We start from the raw sequence: 16,479 nt of genomic DNA, 5'->3' as shown, positions 1-16,479 counted from the left end.
ATCAAATCCCAAACCACTTGCATTGATACCCTCAAATACAGCAAGGATCAGGGTGGTAGATATATAGATATGACTATGATGTCCATGTTGCGGGACTGTGCAGAAATGTGCATGATGTGCGTCAACATGATCAATGACGGCTCTGAGTTTATGGGTAACACCTGTAGCTTGTGCGCCCAAATTTGCGATCGCACTGCAACGGCTTGTGAACAAATGAGCAGCGATGCCACAATGATGTTTTGTGCTGCTATTTGCCGCAAGTGCGCTCAACATTGCAACGCGATGGGACTCAATTCTGCTTCTTATTTCCGCAGATCACGTTTGGTGGTAGAAGATACACTACTGTGTAGCTAATTTCTCCCCAGGATTAAGTGTTCCAATTTATAGCAGACCTATAGTTATACCTAAATTCATAATTTCCCCAGTATCTATTAGTTTTTCGCCACTCAACAAGATTTTGAGCGGCGGAAACTTAGGGAAAGATAAAATTATTTTGACTACCAAAAAGCAGTGCTAGGCAGCAACAGGAGTAGCAAATCTAGCATATCGCTCTATGTAGAACTCCTTGCTATTAGCGATGCCTGCGGCAACGTCAAAGACGAACGCCACCACAGAATCCCGTTGTTTTATAGCCTTTTTCCACCGACGTATCTTTTTAGGCTGGAAACTCGCTCAGGGTGGACTTGTGTATACACGGTAGGGCTAAAGCGCGGGGGCTTTACGCATCACGACTCGTAAGGAAGGAACTAGCAAAAAGTGCAGCTTGGGTGCGATCGCCTACGGTGGGCGGAACGCCATCTCTCCGTTCGCGTAGCGTGTCGCAGACAGAGGCTGCGCCAACGCCTACGGCGGGGCGGAGCATCGTCGCGCAAGTTTAATTTCATGAAAAAAAGGCAAGATAACGGAAAATAATTGAGTGCTATTGAAACTTTGAGGAGTAAATTTATCATGTTCCGTCTCTCACAAGCTTGGACAAAGCAACTACTGTGGAGTATTACTTGTGTAATATTTTTAACTTTAACTTGTAGTTTAATACTGCCTGCTGCCTCTTGGGCTGACTCTTCTGGCTTGGGTGTTAAGTTAGGACATCTGAGTGCTTGTCCAGTTTCAGATAACTGTGTTGTGAGTCAGGATGCTGATGCCAAACACTCCATTGACCCGATCGCCTATCATGTAGATCGCAACAAAGCACGAGAAACCTTACTCAAAGTTCTCACAGTTGTTCCCCGGACAGAGGTTTTAGAAGAAAAAGAAAATTATATCTATGCGATTTCCAAAAGCCGCATCTTCAAATTTGTGGATGATGTAGAGTTTTATTTACCTCCCAATGAGTCAGTCATTCATATGCGATCGGCATCCCGTGTAGGAGAATCGGATCTGGGAGTTAACCGTAGGCGTTTAGAACAAATTCGTTTAGCCCTGAAAGATTTAAATATTTGAGGGTAAAGTCCAAAATTTGGCGATCGCAATTAGAATCATCAAAATTTTTAGTAATGGCTTCTTTGATTGCTAACAACAGAGTTAGGAATCAAAGAAGCCACTATCTTCACCTCATTAGTACAGCACGGCGTAAAATAAGCCCAAAGATAACAACTCAGCGATGTGACTCCACCAGAAAAAAGCTCGACTTTTTTTGATACTATAAAAACTCTGACTCTTGTAACCTAACCATTGACTTATGAGCAAAGGAACACTGTTCGATAAAGTTTGGGACTTACATACGGTTGGTACACTTCCTTCAGGGCTGACACAGCTATTTATTGGGCTACACCTAATTCATGAAGTTACCAGTCCCCAGGCCTTTGCTATGTTACGGGAGAGAGGACTAAAAGTTTTGTTTCCAGAGCGGACTGTAGCCACTGTAGATCACATTGTACCTACAGAGAATCAGGCCCGTCCCTTTAGCGATCGCATGGCGGAAGAAATGATCCAGTCGCTAGAAACAAACTGTCAAGAAAATGCTATCACCTTCCATAATATTGGTTCTGGCAACCAAGGTATAGTCCACGTCATCGCCCCCGAATTAGGACTCACCCAGCCAGGAATGACCATCGCCTGTGGAGACAGCCATACTTCCAGTCATGGGGCTTTTGGTGCGATCGCCTTTGGTATCGGTACAAGTCAAGTCCGCGACGTTCTCGCCTCCCAAACCCTATCATTATCTAAACTCAAAGTCCGCAAAATAGAAGTTAACGGCACTCTTAACCCTGGTGTCTACGCTAAAGATGTGATTTTACATATCATCCGCATCCTGGGAGTAAAAGGTGGTGTAGGTTACGCCTACGAATACGCAGGTACTACCTTTGAGCAGATGAATATGGAAGAGAGGATGACAGTCTGCAACATGGCCATTGAAGGCGGTGCAAGATGCGGTTACGTTAATCCTGATCAAATCACCTATGATTACCTCCAAGGTAGAGACTTTGCCCCGAAAGGTGCTGAGTGGGATCAAGCAGTAGCTTGGTGGGAATCCATCAAGAGTGATGCTGATGCCGAATATGATGATGTGATAGTCTTCAACGCGGCGGATATTCCCCCCACAGTGACTTGGGGAATTACCCCCGGACAAGGTATTGGCGTAAACCAGTTGATACCCAAGCCGGAAGAATTAGCAGAAGAAGACCGCTTCGTTGCAGAAGAAGCATATCGCTACATGGATTTATATCCTGGTCAACCAATTAAGGGAACTAAAATTGACGTTTGCTTCATTGGTAGCTGTACAAATGGCAGGATTAGCGACCTGAGAGAAGCAGCCAAAATCGCCAAAGGTCGCCATGTAGCGGCGGGAATTAAAGCCTTTGTCGTCCCTGGTTCGGAAAGAGTCAAGCTAGCCGCCGAAGCGGAAGGATTAGATAAAGTCTTCCAAGAAGCCGGCTTTGAGTGGCGCGAACCCGGTTGTTCCATGTGTTTGGCGATGAACCCCGACAAACTAGAAGGCAGACAAATTAGTGCTTCCTCCTCCAACCGCAACTTTAAAGGCCGCCAAGGTTCAGCCTCTGGTCGGACACTCCTAATGAGTCCTGCAATGGTAGTAACTGCGGCAATTAAAGGAGAAGTAGCCGACGTGCGCGAGTTGCTGTAGAAGGAGGCAGGAAGGAGGCAAGAGAGAAATTTCCCCTCTAGCCTCCAGTCACCAATTCCTAGCAAATTTTGAATTTTGAATTTTGAATTTATTATGGTAAGTGAAGTTAAACAAGTTTCTGGACGTGGTATACCTTTAGTGGGTAATGATATCGATACAGACCGCATCATTCCCGCGAGATTTTTGAAAGCCGTCACCTTTGATGGATTGCGTGAAGGAGCATTTATTGACGATCGCACTGCTCTAAATGGTGAGCATCCATTTGATCAACCCCAATATCAAGGCGCGAATATCTTAATTGTTAACCGCAATTTTGGCTGTGGTTCATCACGAGAACACGCACCCCAAGCTATATCCAAATGGGGTATTCAAGCCCTCATCGGTGAAAGCTTTGCGGAAATTTTCTTTGGTAATTGTGTAGCGATTGGTATACCTTGTTTGACAGTTGACGAGGTGACGGTTAAACAATTACAAGAATTAGTAGCAGCTAATCCCCTAGCTAGTGTCACGGTAAATTTAGAAACGTTGCAGGTGCAAGTTGGTGACTTTACCGCCCCAGTTACCCTTGATGAAGGCACTAGAAGCACCTTTGTTTCCGGTGCTTGGGATGCTTGCGGTCAGTTAGTGGCAAATTCTGAGCAAATTCGGGCAACATCTGCTAAGTTACCTTACGTGGGTTGGGGTAGGTTGGCTGCGAGTTAAGCGAAATAGTCGGTTGGGTCGCGCGACAGCAAAACCCAACAAAGCTTTTATAATTGAGATAATGAACGCAATTGGATGATTCTATGGCAATTACCCTTGAATTAACTCCAGAAATAGAAGCTCGTTTGATAGCTCAAGCCGCCGCGAAAGGTATGACGGCTGAAGCTTTTGTGCAAGCCGCAATCGAAAATTTACTAACTACTGAACCCCATTTATATCGAGTTGGAACGGCCTTAGTTATTCAATCTACCCCAATTGGGAATCTGGAAACCTCTGTTGACCAAATGCGGCAAGAAAGACTCAGTGACCTAATTGCAGATTATGAAAGTCCTGTTTGACACATCTGTATTAGTAGCAGCGTTTGAAGTTAGTCATCCTCGGCATCATGTTTGTCTACCGTGGTTGCAACAGGCACAAGAAAAGAAAATTGACGGATGTTTCTCAACGCACACCTTTGCTGAACTTTATTCCGTTCTGACTCGCCTACCTGTAAGACCGCCAATCTCTCCAGCGATCGCCCAACGCTTAATCAATGAGAACCTGCATTTTTTTACAGCAATTCCCCTCACTGCTGATGATTACCAACAAGCGATCGCTTCTATGGTTACACTTAATCTCCCAGGAGGTGGAATTTTTGATGCACTAATTGCCCAAGCTGCTCTCAAAGCCGAGGTTGATATATTACTTACTCTGAATCCAAGCCACTTTACCCGACTGTGGGCAGATTTAGCTCAACGGGTGCAAGTACCGTCTTGAGGATCTGTGCTTATGGTTACAACGTCTACAACGTTTACTAGATAAGGAATTTACGTTGTTGTCATTTTCTACAACGTAGTTCAATTCTGTCAGTAATCTTGCAGCAACCATTTTGATTAGCTTGTTCATTTTCTTCTGGCGTAGTAATTTTTTGATTGGACTTCATAATATTGCAGGTGGTTTGTAGTTATAGAGCCAATCTTGAAATTCATCATTATTTAACTGCGGCGCAGCGTCTCCTTCAGAGAATCGCTCTGATGTTTGTTTAGTGGTATCAATATCGTAATAGCGCATCTCACCGATCGCGCTACGGGCTTGGATAAGACTTGTACGCTGGATACGGCTTTGTTCATAGTTGGCTAAAGCCTCTGTTAAACTTGCGCCTTGGGATAAGCAGGTTTGCAATTCGCAGACATCCTCAAAGGTGCTATTTGCTCCCTGACCCATAGCTGGGGCCATTGGATGTGCTGCATCGCCTAATAGTGTAACTCTACCTTTACTCCAGTGAGTTAACGGGGGGCGATCGCAGATTGGCCCTTCCCAAATTTGTTCGGCTGGTGTGGCTTCTACTAAGGCGCGAAAGGAATCATCCCAGCCTGTTAATTCATGGAGAATCCGAGTTTTGGCTGCTTCTGGACTCTGGGAAAGCTGACAATCTGGGATAAATTTACGACTAATCCAACTGGTGTAACCTTCTCCCACATCGAGAATATACATAAATTGCTGATTACCTTTGACAAATACTAGTTGATAAGAATTAGATAACTCATGGCGATATTCGAGGACGGAACGCCAACACATACTTCCTAGATAATTCGGCTTACCCTCACCAAATAAGCTTTCTCTAACGGTGGAGTTTACTCCATCAGCACCAATGAGCAAATCTGCATATGCTGTTTTGCCATTCTCAAAGTAGATGGCTACGCCACTTTCATCTTGTTCAAAGCCAATACAGCGATGATTGAGATGAATAATTTCTGATGGTAATCTTGATGCTAAGGTTTGCTGCAATCGCCACCACCAAACAGTTAATAATGGATGTCCATATTTTTCTAATAATGTGCTGGAGTGTGTTCTAATGGTTTCCCCCGCCATACTTTTGAGAACCGTCTGGTGAACCGGACAGCCGGACTTGGTGAGGGTGCTGATAATTCCCGGTGCGATCGCTTCTAAACAATTCAAGCCATTGGAGACTAATCCTAAACCTGTCCCAGCCGGACGGAAATCCTGGGCTTTTTCGTATACTTGCACATCTAAACCCAGATTTGAGAGCGCGATCGCCGCAGCTAAACCACCAGGGCCAGCACCAATAATTGCAACTTTTTGTACTAATAATTTTGAGTCTATCATATTTTTTATGAGATACTATGTTGAGAACTTTAGCTGAAAATATTGCTAAAATTCATCTACAAAAGAGAAAATATTCAATTACATATGGACAAAAAAATTATATCTCTAACAAGTCATAATTTTCCTAATGAAGACATAAAAATATTTCCCTCAGAAGAAGTAGAAATGGTTTTATCTGTGAATAATCAGTCTTACCTAGTAAACCTAGAACCTTGTATAACATTACTTGACGCGCTGCGAGAGAAGCTGGGTTTGATAGGGACTAAAAAAGTGTGCGATCGCGGCGAGTGTGGTGCTTGTACTGTATTGGTAAATGGGCGAAGAATTAACTCTTGTATGACTTTAGCAATCATGCACACAGACAGCGAAATTACTACCATAGAGGGATTAGCAAAAGATGGTGAACTCCACCCTATGCAAACAGCGTTTATTAACCATGATGCCTTTCAATGTGGTTACTGTACATCCGGTCAAATAGTATCTGCCGTAGGAATGATTTCTGAAGAAATCCCCCAATTAAAGGCAGAAATTCGCGAAAATATGAGTGGTAATCTTTGTCGATGCGGTGCTTATCCCAATATTATTGCGGCTATTCAAGAGGTACTAGAGGGAATAGAAGATGCAGCCATTTAGTTATGCCAAAGTAACAACTAAAGAACAGGCGATATCGACATTAAAACAAGACCAAACTGCGGCATTTATCGCAGGTGGTACAGATTTATTAGGCTTAATGAAAGATAGGGTGCAGTCAGCTAATATATTAATTGATATTAACAGTTTACCTTTAGCTAATATTGAAATCTCCGCCACAGTAGTTCGCATTGGTGCAGTTTGTCGGCTAACTGATGTTGCCTTTAATCCTTATATTCAGGAACACTATCCAGTCATTACCCAAGCCATAAATCAAAGTGCATCACCCCAACTTAGAAACATGGCGACAGTTGGCGGTAATTTATTACAAAAAGTACGCTGTCCTTATTTTCGTGATCCAACTTTCCCCTGTAACAAACGTACCCCAGGTATAGGTTGTTCTGCAATTAACGGTTACAACCGGATGCACGCTATTTTCGGCACTAGTGAACATTGTATTGCTGTCCATTCCTCAGATTTAGCAGTAGCTTTAACGGCATTAGATGCAGTAATTTGTATTCAAGATGCAGAACAAGAACGCCGTATCTCTATTCATGACTTTTATCTCTTACCAGGAGACACACCACATCAAGAAACACTATTACAGTCTAGAGAATTAATTGTAGCTGTGGAAATACCAAATGGTAGTTTTAGTACAAAATCACATTATTTAAAAATCCGAGATAGAGCAGCTTATGAATTTGCTTTAACATCTGTAGCTATTGCTTTAGAGAGAGAGCAAGACACAATTAAAACTGCCAAAATTGCCTTTGGTGGAGTAGGAACTAAACCTTGGCGTGCGTGGGAAGTTGAGGAATTTTTACAAGATAAACTACTAAATCAAGATACATTAACAACTGCGGCAGAATTAGCAGTTAAAAAAGCAAAATCACAGCAACATAACGAATTCAAAATCGAGTTAGTAAAACGTGTTTTAATCCGCGCACTTGGTGAATAATCAGTAAGATTTATCACGCAGAGGCGCGGAGGCGCAGAGGGAAGAATCAGAGAAATAAACAAGCTGAAAATTCAAGTTCTCTAACTCCTCTTCTCTGCGTCTCTGCGTCTGGAGCGTGAGCCAAATTAATCCCTAATACCCAGCGAAAAGATTATGAATAACATTATCGGTCAACCCCTCAATCGCGTCGATGGCAGATTAAAGGTGACAGGAGAAGCGCAATATACAGCCGATATTCCTATAGAAAAATTAACCTATGGAGTAATATTTCAAAGTGCAATCGCTAAAGGTAAAGTTCTCACCATAGATACAACCCAAACCTTAGCCGTCCCTGGTGTAATAGATATTATCACCTATGATCAAACCCCTAACTTAATAAATATCCCCTTCATTCCCACCCCAACCCCACCAAAGAAAGATGATAATATTTACCATTATGGGCAACCCTTGGGTATTGTAATTGCCGAAACCTTAGAACAGGCTGAATACGGTGCATCTCTGGTAAAAATCACCTACGAAGTAGCAACGCCGACAGTAACAATGGCGCAAGCACTACCAGAAGTATTTGAGCCAGAATCTATCTTTTTTGGCATTATGCCTGGAAAAATCACCAGAGGCGATATTGAATTAGGTAAAACCCAGGCAGAAATTTTCATTGAACAGGTGTACAGCACCCCAATGGAACATCATAATCCCCTAGAAACTTCTGCTACGATCGCCATTTGGGAAGGTGATAATTTAACAATATATGAAACTACGCAAGGTATTTCCGGTACACAGAAACGCCTTGCAGGGGTGCTAAAACTACCGCTAGAAAATGTCCGCGTCATCTCCAAATATTTAGGCGGGGGATTTGGTTGTAAAGCCTTGCTACGTTCCCATACTATCCTAGCCGCGATCGCATCTCGTCAAGTCCAGCGTCCAGTGAAAGTTGTGCTGACGCGATCGCAAATGTATACTGCTTGTGGTTATAGATCCCAAACTCACCAAGAACTCACCCTAGGCGCAACCAAACAAGGACAGCTAACCCTCATCAAACACATCGGGACATCCTTAACTTCCATCTTTGATGACTTTGTAGAACCTGTAGGCGCAGCCACCACCATGATTTACGCCTGCCCCAATTTGGAAGTAAAATACCGTCTAGCGCGGATAAATGCAGGTACACCCACCTTTATGCGTGCGCCAGGCGAAGCACCGGGGATGTTTGCCTTAGAATCAGCAATAGATGAACTAGCCTATGCCTTAAATATTGACCCCATCGAAATTAGATTGCAAAATCATGCAGATATCAACCCCCAAACAGGCTTACCTTGGTCAAGTAAATCACTCAAACAATGCTACCAAAAAGGGGCAGAACTTTTCGGCTGGTCACAACGTCACCCTACACCCCGTTCTATACAGGATGGTAACTTCCTGATAGGTTGGGGAATGGCGAGTGCAACATTTCCCACCCATTCCATGTCTGCAACTGTCAAAGTAGAAATTTTTGCTACTGGGGAAGTCAGCGTCCAAACGGGAACTCAAGACATTGGGACAGGTACTTACACAGTCATGACTCAAGTCGCGGCTGAGGCGTTAGGCTTATCTAGTCAGCCAGTGCAGTTTAGCTTAGGTGATAGCAATCTTCCCACCGCACCCGTTACAGGTAACTCCATCACCGTGGCTAGTGTATCCCCGGCTGTGCATCAAGCCGCTACTGCTGCACGGGAAAAGCTGATACAAATGGCAATAGCAGACTCAAACTCACAACTTTATGGGTGTCAAATAACAGATATCAGCGTTGAGTTAGGACAAATCTTTCTAAAATCAGAACCATCTAGGCGAGATAGCTACACGGAGATTTTGCAGCGTCATGGGTTAGAAAGTTTAGTAGTGACTGAAGCTACCTCACCCAACCCAGAAAGTAAACAATATTCTCAACATTCCTTTGGTGCGGTATTTGTAGAAGTAGCCGTTGATGAGTTGTTAGGCGAAGTTAAAGTGAGAAGGTGCATAGGTGTGTACAGTGCAGGACGCATTCTCAACACTAAGACAGCACGCAGTCAGGTAATTGGCGGTATTACTTGGGGAATTGGGATGGCATTGATGGAAAAAACCGTTATGGATATGAATAGCGGTAAAATAATTGGTGCAAACCTTTCCGATTACTTAATTCCCGTTCATGCAGATATTCCCAGCATGGAAGTGCAATTTATTGAAGAACACGACCCTCATGTCAACGTACTGGGAACTAAAAGCTTGGGTGAATTACCAATTGTTGGCGTAGCTGCTGCGATCGCTAATGCAGTTTATCACGCCACAGGTAAACGCATCCGCGACCTGCCTATCACACCAGACAAACTATTGTGAACTTGCACGAAACAGGGGTTTAGGGGTTTATCTAATCAACCCCGAAAAACCACACGGACATAAGTCCAAAAAATCAAAGCATGGCTCACACCAGGAAAAATCTGTTAAAGATAAAGAATCTGCGGCTATTAAAACCGTAGAATTATCCCCTACAGAAAGCATTTAGGAATATGGATTGGAGTGCTGCATTACCAACTTTCTTTATCACCCTCAGAGAAGGTGTAGAAGCTGCTTTAGTTGTCGGTATTGTCTTCGCCTGTTTACAACAAGCTGAACAACAAAAACTGTATCGTTGGGTATATTTAGGAATTTTTACCGCCGTTATAGCTAGTTTTGTAGTTGGTTTATTACTAAATTTAGGTATCCAAGGATTACAGACATCTGAGAATATATATGCACCTGTCTTCAAACAATTATTTGAGATGGGACTGGGTGTAATTGCGATCGCTATGCTTAGTTGGATGCTAATCTGGATGACTAAACAAGCAAGGTTTCTCAAAGCAGAAATCGCAGGTTCTGTCAAGAGTGCATTAGGTCAAGATAAGAAAGCAGCTTGGGCAATTTTTAGCCTCATTTTTATCGCTGTCTTTCGAGAAGGCTTAGAGACAGCTGTGTTTATCATCGCTAAATTTCAACAAGGCTGGACACCTCTACTGGGTGCGATCGCTGGACTAATTATGGCAGCTGTCATTGGTATGCTGCTTTTTAAATGGAGCATCCGTATTAATTTAAGGCAATTTTTCCAAGCAATGGGGGTATTGCTGCTGTTGATTGTCTCTGGATTAGTGATTTCTGCTTTCCGTCATCTAGATGCAGCTGCGATCGCCTTTAACCACATCAATCCCTCAATATCTAATACTTGTGGACTAGAAAACACCTCTTGTCTTCTCGGCCCCCTCATGTGGGATTTATCAGAAATCTTACCTGATAGACAGTTTCCAGGAATTTTGCTCAAAACCTTATTTGGCTACACCCAAAAACTGTATCTCGTGCAGGCGATCGCCTATCTGCTGTTTTGGCTAACAGTAGGTAGTCTATACTTCCGTAGTCTTCACAAACCTACACAACTAAAAACTGTCGCAAATCCTTGATTTTTTATTAATAAAAGCTCAATATTCTCTTCTTTGTGTCTCTGTGCCTCTGTGGTGAAAAACACTTTTTTAAACACAAAGACACAGAGAGTTGCATTCTAATGAAAGCAATAGTCTACTAGACATGAGGAAATCAACAGTTATCACTGTCACCTGTCACCTGTCCCCTGTCCCCTGTCACCTCATACATTAGTCCTGAATCAAATGTTCTAACGCCAACTGCAAATCCTGCGTCAAATCATTAACAGCACGTTTAGCTGCTTGACGGTCATGCTGCACTTTTTCCCAGCGTTGAGTTACACAAATGGGTTCACCTACTTTTAGTGTTGCTTGTCGCAAACCTAAACGCGATCGCCCTGGTAATGTAGATGATTGGATTCGAGATAACATATCAAACATCAGTAAAGCTGTCTCTGCCAATCTGTCAGCAGTTGGCTGTTCTTGCAGATAATTAGCTTGAACCGCCACAAAAGTTTCTACCAGGCGCATATGCTGTACCCTTAAGTCTGCTTCTTGGGCTACCCAGTCAGCGAGTCCCCGTTTGAAAGGTGGTAAAGTATTTATATCTAGCAAATCGTCCCGATAAATCAGATTCCAACTAGCTTCTTCCAAACGGCGACAACGGTCAATAAAATTACCTTGAGGTTGCAGACCAAAATATTGCTCGGAAACTTGTAAAGCTTTCTCTAATAAGTAATGTAGTCTATCTATTAACACCTCATTGGGTGTATTCGAGGCTTCAGATACACTCGCTTTCGGGATATCTTGATGATAAAAGCGGCGATAAAACTCTTCCATCTCCGTAATCAGATATTCACCCAACCGACAAATACGCTGACGGTAAATTTCCGGCTGATTTACCTCATCACCAATAGACTTGTCTGGTAAACCACTATCAGCCTCTAACTTACTTAATAACTGATCTAGTTTTAACCAAGGTGGCTGAATATAGTGATATTGAATCGAAATCGGCACAATTATCACAGTTTCAGTACGGTGAGCCTTGTGCAAATCTTCCACGCACCAAAACCCCATTTGCGCCACACCGGGTTCTAAGTTGCTGACAATACCACTATGACCATTGTTACCACCTTCCGGGGCAATGGCGATCGGTAATTTCCCATTTGCAAATAAATTCCGTGCCGTTTGAATCGCCTGCTTATCCAATCGCCGTCCACGACGCACCGCCACACCACCCAACCGCGAAAACAACCACCCCAACCACTCCCCAGCCCAGATAGTCATCCCTCGGTCATAGAGAAAATGGCTGTGAATTGGGTATTGTAGCTTGATTCCTTGCTGACGTGCTGCTTGTGGTACAAGACGCGACAACATATACAGCACACACAGGGGATCTTCTACCTCTGGGTGACGAAATGCCATCAACAGACGAATTTTACCAGTTTGGAATTGTGCATAGAGTTCTGCCAAAACTTCAGCATTTTTCACGTCCACCCGGACAATTCCCGCCGGTAGCCAAGGACGAGTCCGAAACCGTAAGATAATTGGTAACAACCCGTGAAAAATGCGCAGGATAAGCGGATTAAATCGGTGAGGGATAAATGTTAGCGGCGGTTGGACAGATGTAATAAATTTAGGCAAAGGAATCTCCGGGAAGTGTTGACTGTTGACTGGGAAGACAAGGGAGAACTATTGACCAACTTGAAAAATTTGTGCGGCGGTTAATTTTAGTTCTGGGAACGTCGGTGAGATGAGAAAGTCCTGATCTCTAAATTGATTGACTTGATACTCGCCTTCTACTAAAGTGTAAATTGAGATCGTGGGTTGTTTGGGGTTGCCAATAAATCGCCTCGCACCCAATCCTAAATAGTCAACAATCCAATATTCTGGAATTCCTATCACTTCATAATCACTAGCCTTTTTGACATAATCATCTCGCCAGTTGCTACTCACCACTTCAATAACTAACGGAACTGATGCGGCTTGGCTAACTGTTGATGTTTTTTTCCACAGAGGTTCGTTAACTAAGTTGGGGCGATTCAATATCACCACATCTGGCGAATATGCCGATTCGTTGTCTAATGGTTTAATTAATGTAGTTTTGGGAATGAAGTAAGGTAGTTGTAAACGCCTATATTCCGTAACTATTTCTTCAACCAAGAATCCAATCTCTTCTTCATGGTCGCCTGTGGGTTGCGGCATTTCAATAATTACTCCATCATGCAACTCATAACGTCGCTGTGGGTTGTCTGGATACCAAGCAACGAACTCATCAAATGTCACTAACTGGCGTAAGGCTTGAGTCATAGCTTAACCCTCAAGACAAAATTAATATGGAATTAATATAGGATAGGCGATCGCTGTTAGTCTAATTATCAGATGAATATCCCAGAGCGACTACACCGGAATCAGCAGGAGCATGGTAGCCTCGAATTACAGGCAAATCTTCCCTGGAGTGGGTGAGCAACGCTTAAAGCATCGATAAGTTATAAGCCATTATGAAAACCTTTACTGCGGTTGTTGAGAAAGACATGGACACTGGTTTATATATGGGCTACGTTCCTGGGTTTCCTGGAGCGCATTCTCAAGCTGAAACTTTAGACGAGTTACAGATGAATCTGCGTGAAGTAATCGAGATGTTACTAGAGGATAAAAATCCAACTTTCACAACTGAATTTGTTGGTCAAGACAAAATTAATATAGGATAGGCGATCGCTGTTAGCTTAATTATGAGATGAATATCCAAGGCAGGCTACACAGTCAAATGAATATACCAAAAGAAGACGCACGAAAATACGCCCCAGCTACACAGCGCAATCGTGAACCCATTCTAGAACTGCTTTTGCAAGTCTTACCCACCACTGGCACTATCTTGGAAATAGCAAGCGGTACTGGCGAACACTCCATATTTTTTGCCCCCCGCCTCACTCCCCGTCAATGGCTACCTTCTGATCCTAATCCCGAATTACGGGCTAGTATCGCAACTTGGGCAGAACATTTCCCCAGCGATAATCTCTATCCCCCTCTAGAACTGGATGCTGCACAACCAATTTGGCCAGTAGAAAAAGACCAAGACAGTAATTACTCCCCCATAGTTGCTATTGTAAATATTAATATGATTCACATTTCCCCTTGGTCAGCCTGTTTGGGACTGATGGCGGGTGCTGGTCGCATTTTACCCCCAGGCGGTATTCTCTATTTATATGGCCCCTATAAACAAGGCGGAGAACATACCGCACCCAGTAACGAGGCTTTTGATGAATCTTTACGCGCTCAAAATCCAGAATGGGGTGTACGCAACTTAGAAGATGTGGTAGCAGTAGCTAGTAAAGAAAATCTCAATTTACAAGCAACTTACCAAATGCCAGCCAATAATCTGTCAGTAGTATTTCAGCGTTCTAAGTAGTACATTAATTTTGATAGGTTTGTAGTCAGCACTTTAGTGCTTTTCTATTTAAGGACTAAAGTCCTTACTACAAACTTAACTGAATGAATAGTATGGAGGTTAGCGGACTCGAACCGCTGACATCCTGCTTGCAAAGCAGGCGCTCTACCAACTGAGCTAAACCCCCGTAAAATAAAAATGTGAGTAATTTTATTTCACTTAGATAAATATACCAGAAAGTTGTAATTTTACCAAAGGGATGAACCAAGAAAATACCCAAATTGTTGCCGCGTTTTATAAATTCGTGAGTTTACCGGATTTTAGCGAGATGCAAGCACCCTTATTGTCTTACTGTTTAGCACAAGGCATTAAGGGAACGATTCTTTTAGCCAAAGAAGGAATCAACGGTACGATCGCAGGTTCGCGTCCAGCAATAGACTCGGTTCTTAGCCATCTGCGTTCTTATCCTCGCTTCACAGACTTAGAACACAAGGAATCTACGGCTGAAAACCCACCTTTTGAAAGAATGAAGGTGCGTTTGAAAAAAGAAATTGTGACTTTGGGTGTACCGGAAGTTGACCCGAATCAACAGGTAGGTATTTACGTCACCCCCCAGGAATGGAATGATTTAATTGCCGACCCAGATGTCACCGTGATTGATACCCGCAACGATTACGAGGTGCATATCGGTACTTTTAAAAGGGCGCAAAATCCGCAAACCGATTCCTTCGGCGAGTTTCCCGAATATGTCAGTCAAAACCTTGACCCTCATCAACACAAAAAAGTAGCCATGTTCTGTACTGGGGGAATTCGCTGCGAAAAAGCCTCTGCTTTTATGCTTTCCCAAGGTTTTACGGAAGTTTATCACCTCAAAGGCGGCATTCTCAAATATTTAGCAGAAATCCCCCCAGAACAAAGTCTATGGGAAGGAGAATGTTTTGTTTTTGATGAACGCATAGCCGTAGGTCATGGGTTAGAAACGGGGAATCATCAATTGTGCTTCTGTTGTGGACATCCCCTAGCTGAAGAAGATAAAGCCTCACCCAAATATGAGTTAGGTATGTCCTGTCCCTACTGTTTTGATCATCTCACCCCAGAGAAAAGAGTGCGTCAGCAAGAAAAATGGCGACAGTACCAACTACAAAAGCAACGGTTTGGCTAATTGACGGCTATTCTAGAATTTTACGCCAACCATATAGAATGCCATCCCCTATCGAAATTATCGTACTATTAGCTACAACTTTTTATCAGGCGATCGCAAGTTTAATCGAAAATCGACAACCACCACCAGGACAACTAATTGATGTGGGTGGATATCGCTTACACTTTTACACGGCGGGAAAGTCTAGCCCCACTGTGGTCTTAGAACACAGTTTAGGCGGAATGGAAGGTTATTTACTTGTGCAAGAAATAGCCCAGCTATCACGAGTTTGTATATATGATCGTGCTGGATATGGTTGGAGTGATCATAGTCCTCATCCACGCACCAGTCAGCAAATTGTTACAGAATTAGATACTCTCCTCACACAAGCAGGAATTGAGCCACCTTATATTCTTGTAGGTAATTCCTTTGGTAGTTATAACGTCCGGTTATATGCCCATTATTTTCCCGAAAAAGTAATCGGAATGGTACTTACTGATGGACTCCATGAAACAGGAATGCTGAAAATGTCCATCTATTTACAAGCTTTGAAACTATTTTTTGTTTCTGGCTTCTTCATGTCAATTTTAGGATCAATGCTTGGCATTATCAGATTACTTAAAGTGATTGGTACTTTTGAGATTATAAAGCCAGACTTAATTAAATTTCCTCAAGCTGCACTCAACCCAATTAAGCGTTCTTTCTGTCGCCCTAAACACTGGATTACCATGAGTCGCGAACTCTTAAACCTGGATAATAGCAGTCGCCAACTTCAGTTAACTAGTCAGTTTGAAGCCTTACCTATAGTTAGTATTAAAGCCAATACTTTTTTTCAAACGTCCCTTTGGACTATGCTTTTACCTATAAAAGCAGCTAATCATTTACGAGAGCAAATGCACAGGCAAATAATTAGTTTATCTAGAAATTGTGTACAACTTGATGCTCATAAAAGTGGCCATTTTGTTTGGATTGATCAACCTGAGTTAATCGTAAATGCTATTAAGATTATTTTAGAAAAGATTGATTCTAGTAATTCGTAATTAAAGAATCACTACAAACAATTTCCTGTTC

At 42.8% G+C, this 16,479-nt stretch carries 18 protein-coding genes and 1 tRNA gene; 14 read left to right on the top strand and 5 right to left on the bottom strand.

Features of this window, described 5'->3' with window-relative positions; genetic code table 11:
• On the top strand, positions 1-354 hold a 354-nt coding region (locus VB693_RS26080), incomplete at its 5' end, for a four-helix bundle copper-binding protein (RefSeq protein WP_416233429.1).
• Between the two features lie 364 nt (positions 355-718).
• Here VB693_RS26080 and VB693_RS26075 read toward each other — a convergent pair.
• On the bottom strand, positions 719-862 hold the full coding sequence (locus VB693_RS26075; RefSeq protein WP_323268784.1) for a hypothetical protein: 144 nt from the start codon (positions 860-862) through the stop codon (positions 719-721).
• Positions 863-948: 86 nt separating this feature from the next.
• Between VB693_RS26075 and VB693_RS26070 the strand changes: the two genes are divergently transcribed.
• The 5 genes from VB693_RS26070 (at position 949) to VB693_RS26050 (ending at position 4,540) form a co-directional block, all read left to right on the top strand.
• Positions 949-1,440 (top strand): DUF1499 domain-containing protein, encoded by a 492-nt coding sequence (locus VB693_RS26070; RefSeq protein WP_323268783.1) that lies wholly within the window; start codon positions 949-951, stop codon positions 1,438-1,440.
• A 238-nt stretch (positions 1,441-1,678) separates the two neighbouring features.
• On the top strand, positions 1,679-3,082 hold the full coding sequence (gene leuC / locus VB693_RS26065; RefSeq protein WP_323268782.1) for a 3-isopropylmalate dehydratase large subunit: 1,404 nt from the start codon (positions 1,679-1,681) through the stop codon (positions 3,080-3,082).
• A gap of 93 nt (positions 3,083-3,175) precedes the next feature.
• Entirely contained in the window at positions 3,176-3,784 is a 609-nt protein-coding gene (leuD, locus tag VB693_RS26060; RefSeq protein WP_323268781.1) for a 3-isopropylmalate dehydratase small subunit, read from the top strand.
• A gap of 83 nt (positions 3,785-3,867) precedes the next feature.
• A complete protein-coding gene (locus tag VB693_RS26055) occupies positions 3,868-4,122 on the top strand; it encodes a CopG family transcriptional regulator (RefSeq protein ID WP_323268780.1) in 255 nt (84 codons plus the stop codon).
• Positions 4,106-4,540 (top strand): type II toxin-antitoxin system VapC family toxin, encoded by a 435-nt coding sequence (locus tag VB693_RS26050; RefSeq protein WP_323268779.1) that lies wholly within the window; start codon positions 4,106-4,108, stop codon positions 4,538-4,540. Before VB693_RS26055 ends, VB693_RS26050 begins: the two co-directional genes overlap by 17 nt.
• Positions 4,541-4,702: 162 nt before the next feature.
• Here the strand turns inward: VB693_RS26050 and VB693_RS26045 are convergent, their stop codons facing one another.
• Positions 4,703-5,890 (bottom strand): FAD-dependent oxidoreductase, encoded by a 1,188-nt coding sequence (locus tag VB693_RS26045; RefSeq protein ID WP_323268778.1) that lies wholly within the window; start codon positions 5,888-5,890, stop codon positions 4,703-4,705.
• Positions 5,891-5,974: 84 nt separating this feature from the next.
• Here VB693_RS26045 and VB693_RS26040 point away from each other — a divergent pair, with 84 nt between their 5' ends.
• The 4 genes from VB693_RS26040 to VB693_RS26025 all read left to right on the top strand — a co-directional run bounded on the left by VB693_RS26040 (position 5,975) and on the right by VB693_RS26025 (position 10,921).
• Positions 5,975-6,523 carry a (2Fe-2S)-binding protein gene (locus tag VB693_RS26040; protein WP_323268777.1) on the top strand — a complete coding sequence of 183 codons (549 nt, stop codon included), beginning with the start codon at positions 5,975-5,977 and terminating at the stop codon, positions 6,521-6,523.
• Positions 6,510-7,478: a xanthine dehydrogenase family protein subunit M gene (locus VB693_RS26035; protein WP_323268776.1), complete on the top strand. Its 969-nt coding sequence runs from the start codon at positions 6,510-6,512 to the stop codon at positions 7,476-7,478. Before VB693_RS26040 ends, VB693_RS26035 begins: the two co-directional genes overlap by 14 nt.
• A gap of 153 nt (positions 7,479-7,631) precedes the next feature.
• Positions 7,632-9,830, top strand: coding sequence for a xanthine dehydrogenase family protein molybdopterin-binding subunit (locus VB693_RS26030; protein ID WP_323268775.1), 2,199 nt, complete (start codon positions 7,632-7,634; stop codon positions 9,828-9,830).
• A gap of 170 nt (positions 9,831-10,000) precedes the next feature.
• A complete protein-coding gene (locus VB693_RS26025) occupies positions 10,001-10,921 on the top strand; it encodes an FTR1 family iron permease (RefSeq protein WP_323268774.1) in 921 nt (306 codons plus the stop codon).
• A 189-nt stretch (positions 10,922-11,110) separates the two neighbouring features.
• On the opposite strand, the gene VB693_RS26020 is transcribed toward VB693_RS26025, so the two are convergent.
• Both VB693_RS26020 and VB693_RS26015 read right to left on the bottom strand, forming a co-directional pair.
• Positions 11,111-12,523 carry a 1-acyl-sn-glycerol-3-phosphate acyltransferase gene (locus VB693_RS26020; protein WP_323268773.1) on the bottom strand — a complete coding sequence of 471 codons (1,413 nt, stop codon included), beginning with the start codon at positions 12,521-12,523 and terminating at the stop codon, positions 11,111-11,113.
• A 48-nt stretch (positions 12,524-12,571) separates the two neighbouring features.
• Positions 12,572-13,189, bottom strand: coding sequence for a Uma2 family endonuclease (locus tag VB693_RS26015; RefSeq protein ID WP_323268772.1), 618 nt, complete (start codon positions 13,187-13,189; stop codon positions 12,572-12,574).
• A 191-nt stretch (positions 13,190-13,380) separates the two neighbouring features.
• Here VB693_RS26015 and VB693_RS26010 point away from each other — a divergent pair, with 191 nt between their 5' ends.
• Together VB693_RS26010 and VB693_RS26005 are read left to right on the top strand one after the other, a co-directional pair.
• Positions 13,381-13,590: a type II toxin-antitoxin system HicB family antitoxin gene (locus VB693_RS26010; RefSeq protein ID WP_323268771.1), complete on the top strand. Its 210-nt coding sequence runs from the start codon at positions 13,381-13,383 to the stop codon at positions 13,588-13,590.
• A 56-nt stretch (positions 13,591-13,646) separates the two neighbouring features.
• Positions 13,647-14,288 (top strand): class I SAM-dependent methyltransferase, encoded by a 642-nt coding sequence (locus VB693_RS26005; protein ID WP_323268770.1) that lies wholly within the window; start codon positions 13,647-13,649, stop codon positions 14,286-14,288.
• A gap of 93 nt (positions 14,289-14,381) precedes the next feature.
• Here the strand turns inward: VB693_RS26005 and VB693_RS26000 are convergent.
• A tRNA-Ala gene (locus VB693_RS26000) sits at positions 14,382-14,454 on the bottom strand.
• A 72-nt stretch (positions 14,455-14,526) separates the two neighbouring features.
• Between VB693_RS26000 and VB693_RS25995 the strand changes: the two genes are divergently transcribed.
• Positions 14,527-15,429, top strand: a complete 903-nt coding sequence (locus VB693_RS25995) for a rhodanese-related sulfurtransferase (RefSeq protein ID WP_323268769.1) — start codon at positions 14,527-14,529, stop codon at positions 15,427-15,429.
• A 38-nt stretch (positions 15,430-15,467) separates the two neighbouring features.
• A complete protein-coding gene (locus tag VB693_RS25990) occupies positions 15,468-16,448 on the top strand; it encodes an alpha/beta hydrolase (protein WP_323268787.1) in 981 nt (326 codons plus the stop codon).
• Positions 16,449-16,479: the final 31 nt, after the last annotated feature.

Origin of the sequence: Anabaena sp. UHCC 0399 (assembly GCF_034931465.1) — a bacterium.
Taxonomy (GTDB): domain Bacteria; phylum Cyanobacteriota; class Cyanobacteriia; order Cyanobacteriales; family Nostocaceae; genus Trichormus; species Trichormus minutissimus.
This window is presented reverse-complemented; position numbering and strand designations above follow the sequence as displayed.

Coding starts and splice junctions, on each gene's coding strand:
- VB693_RS26075 (WP_323268784.1), bottom strand. CDS start 862: ATGCTCCGCCCCGCCGTAGGCGTTGGCGCAGCCTCTGTCTGCGACACG.
- VB693_RS26070 (WP_323268783.1), top strand. CDS start 949: ATGTTCCGTCTCTCACAAGCTTGGACAAAGCAACTACTGTGGAGTATT.
- leuC (WP_323268782.1), top strand. CDS start 1,679: ATGAGCAAAGGAACACTGTTCGATAAAGTTTGGGACTTACATACGGTT.
- leuD (WP_323268781.1), top strand. CDS start 3,176: ATGGTAAGTGAAGTTAAACAAGTTTCTGGACGTGGTATACCTTTAGTG.
- VB693_RS26055 (WP_323268780.1), top strand. CDS start 3,868: ATGGCAATTACCCTTGAATTAACTCCAGAAATAGAAGCTCGTTTGATA.
- VB693_RS26050 (WP_323268779.1), top strand. CDS start 4,106: ATGAAAGTCCTGTTTGACACATCTGTATTAGTAGCAGCGTTTGAAGTT.
- VB693_RS26045 (WP_323268778.1), bottom strand. CDS start 5,890: ATGATAGACTCAAAATTATTAGTACAAAAAGTTGCAATTATTGGTGCT.
- VB693_RS26040 (WP_323268777.1), top strand. CDS start 5,975: ATGGACAAAAAAATTATATCTCTAACAAGTCATAATTTTCCTAATGAA.
- VB693_RS26035 (WP_323268776.1), top strand. CDS start 6,510: ATGCAGCCATTTAGTTATGCCAAAGTAACAACTAAAGAACAGGCGATA.
- VB693_RS26030 (WP_323268775.1), top strand. CDS start 7,632: ATGAATAACATTATCGGTCAACCCCTCAATCGCGTCGATGGCAGATTA.
- VB693_RS26025 (WP_323268774.1), top strand. CDS start 10,001: ATGGATTGGAGTGCTGCATTACCAACTTTCTTTATCACCCTCAGAGAA.
- VB693_RS26015 (WP_323268772.1), bottom strand. CDS start 13,189: ATGACTCAAGCCTTACGCCAGTTAGTGACATTTGATGAGTTCGTTGCT.
- VB693_RS26010 (WP_323268771.1), top strand. CDS start 13,381: ATGAAAACCTTTACTGCGGTTGTTGAGAAAGACATGGACACTGGTTTA.
- VB693_RS26005 (WP_323268770.1), top strand. CDS start 13,647: ATGAATATACCAAAAGAAGACGCACGAAAATACGCCCCAGCTACACAG.
- VB693_RS25995 (WP_323268769.1), top strand. CDS start 14,527: ATGAACCAAGAAAATACCCAAATTGTTGCCGCGTTTTATAAATTCGTG.
- VB693_RS25990 (WP_323268787.1), top strand. CDS start 15,468: ATGCCATCCCCTATCGAAATTATCGTACTATTAGCTACAACTTTTTAT.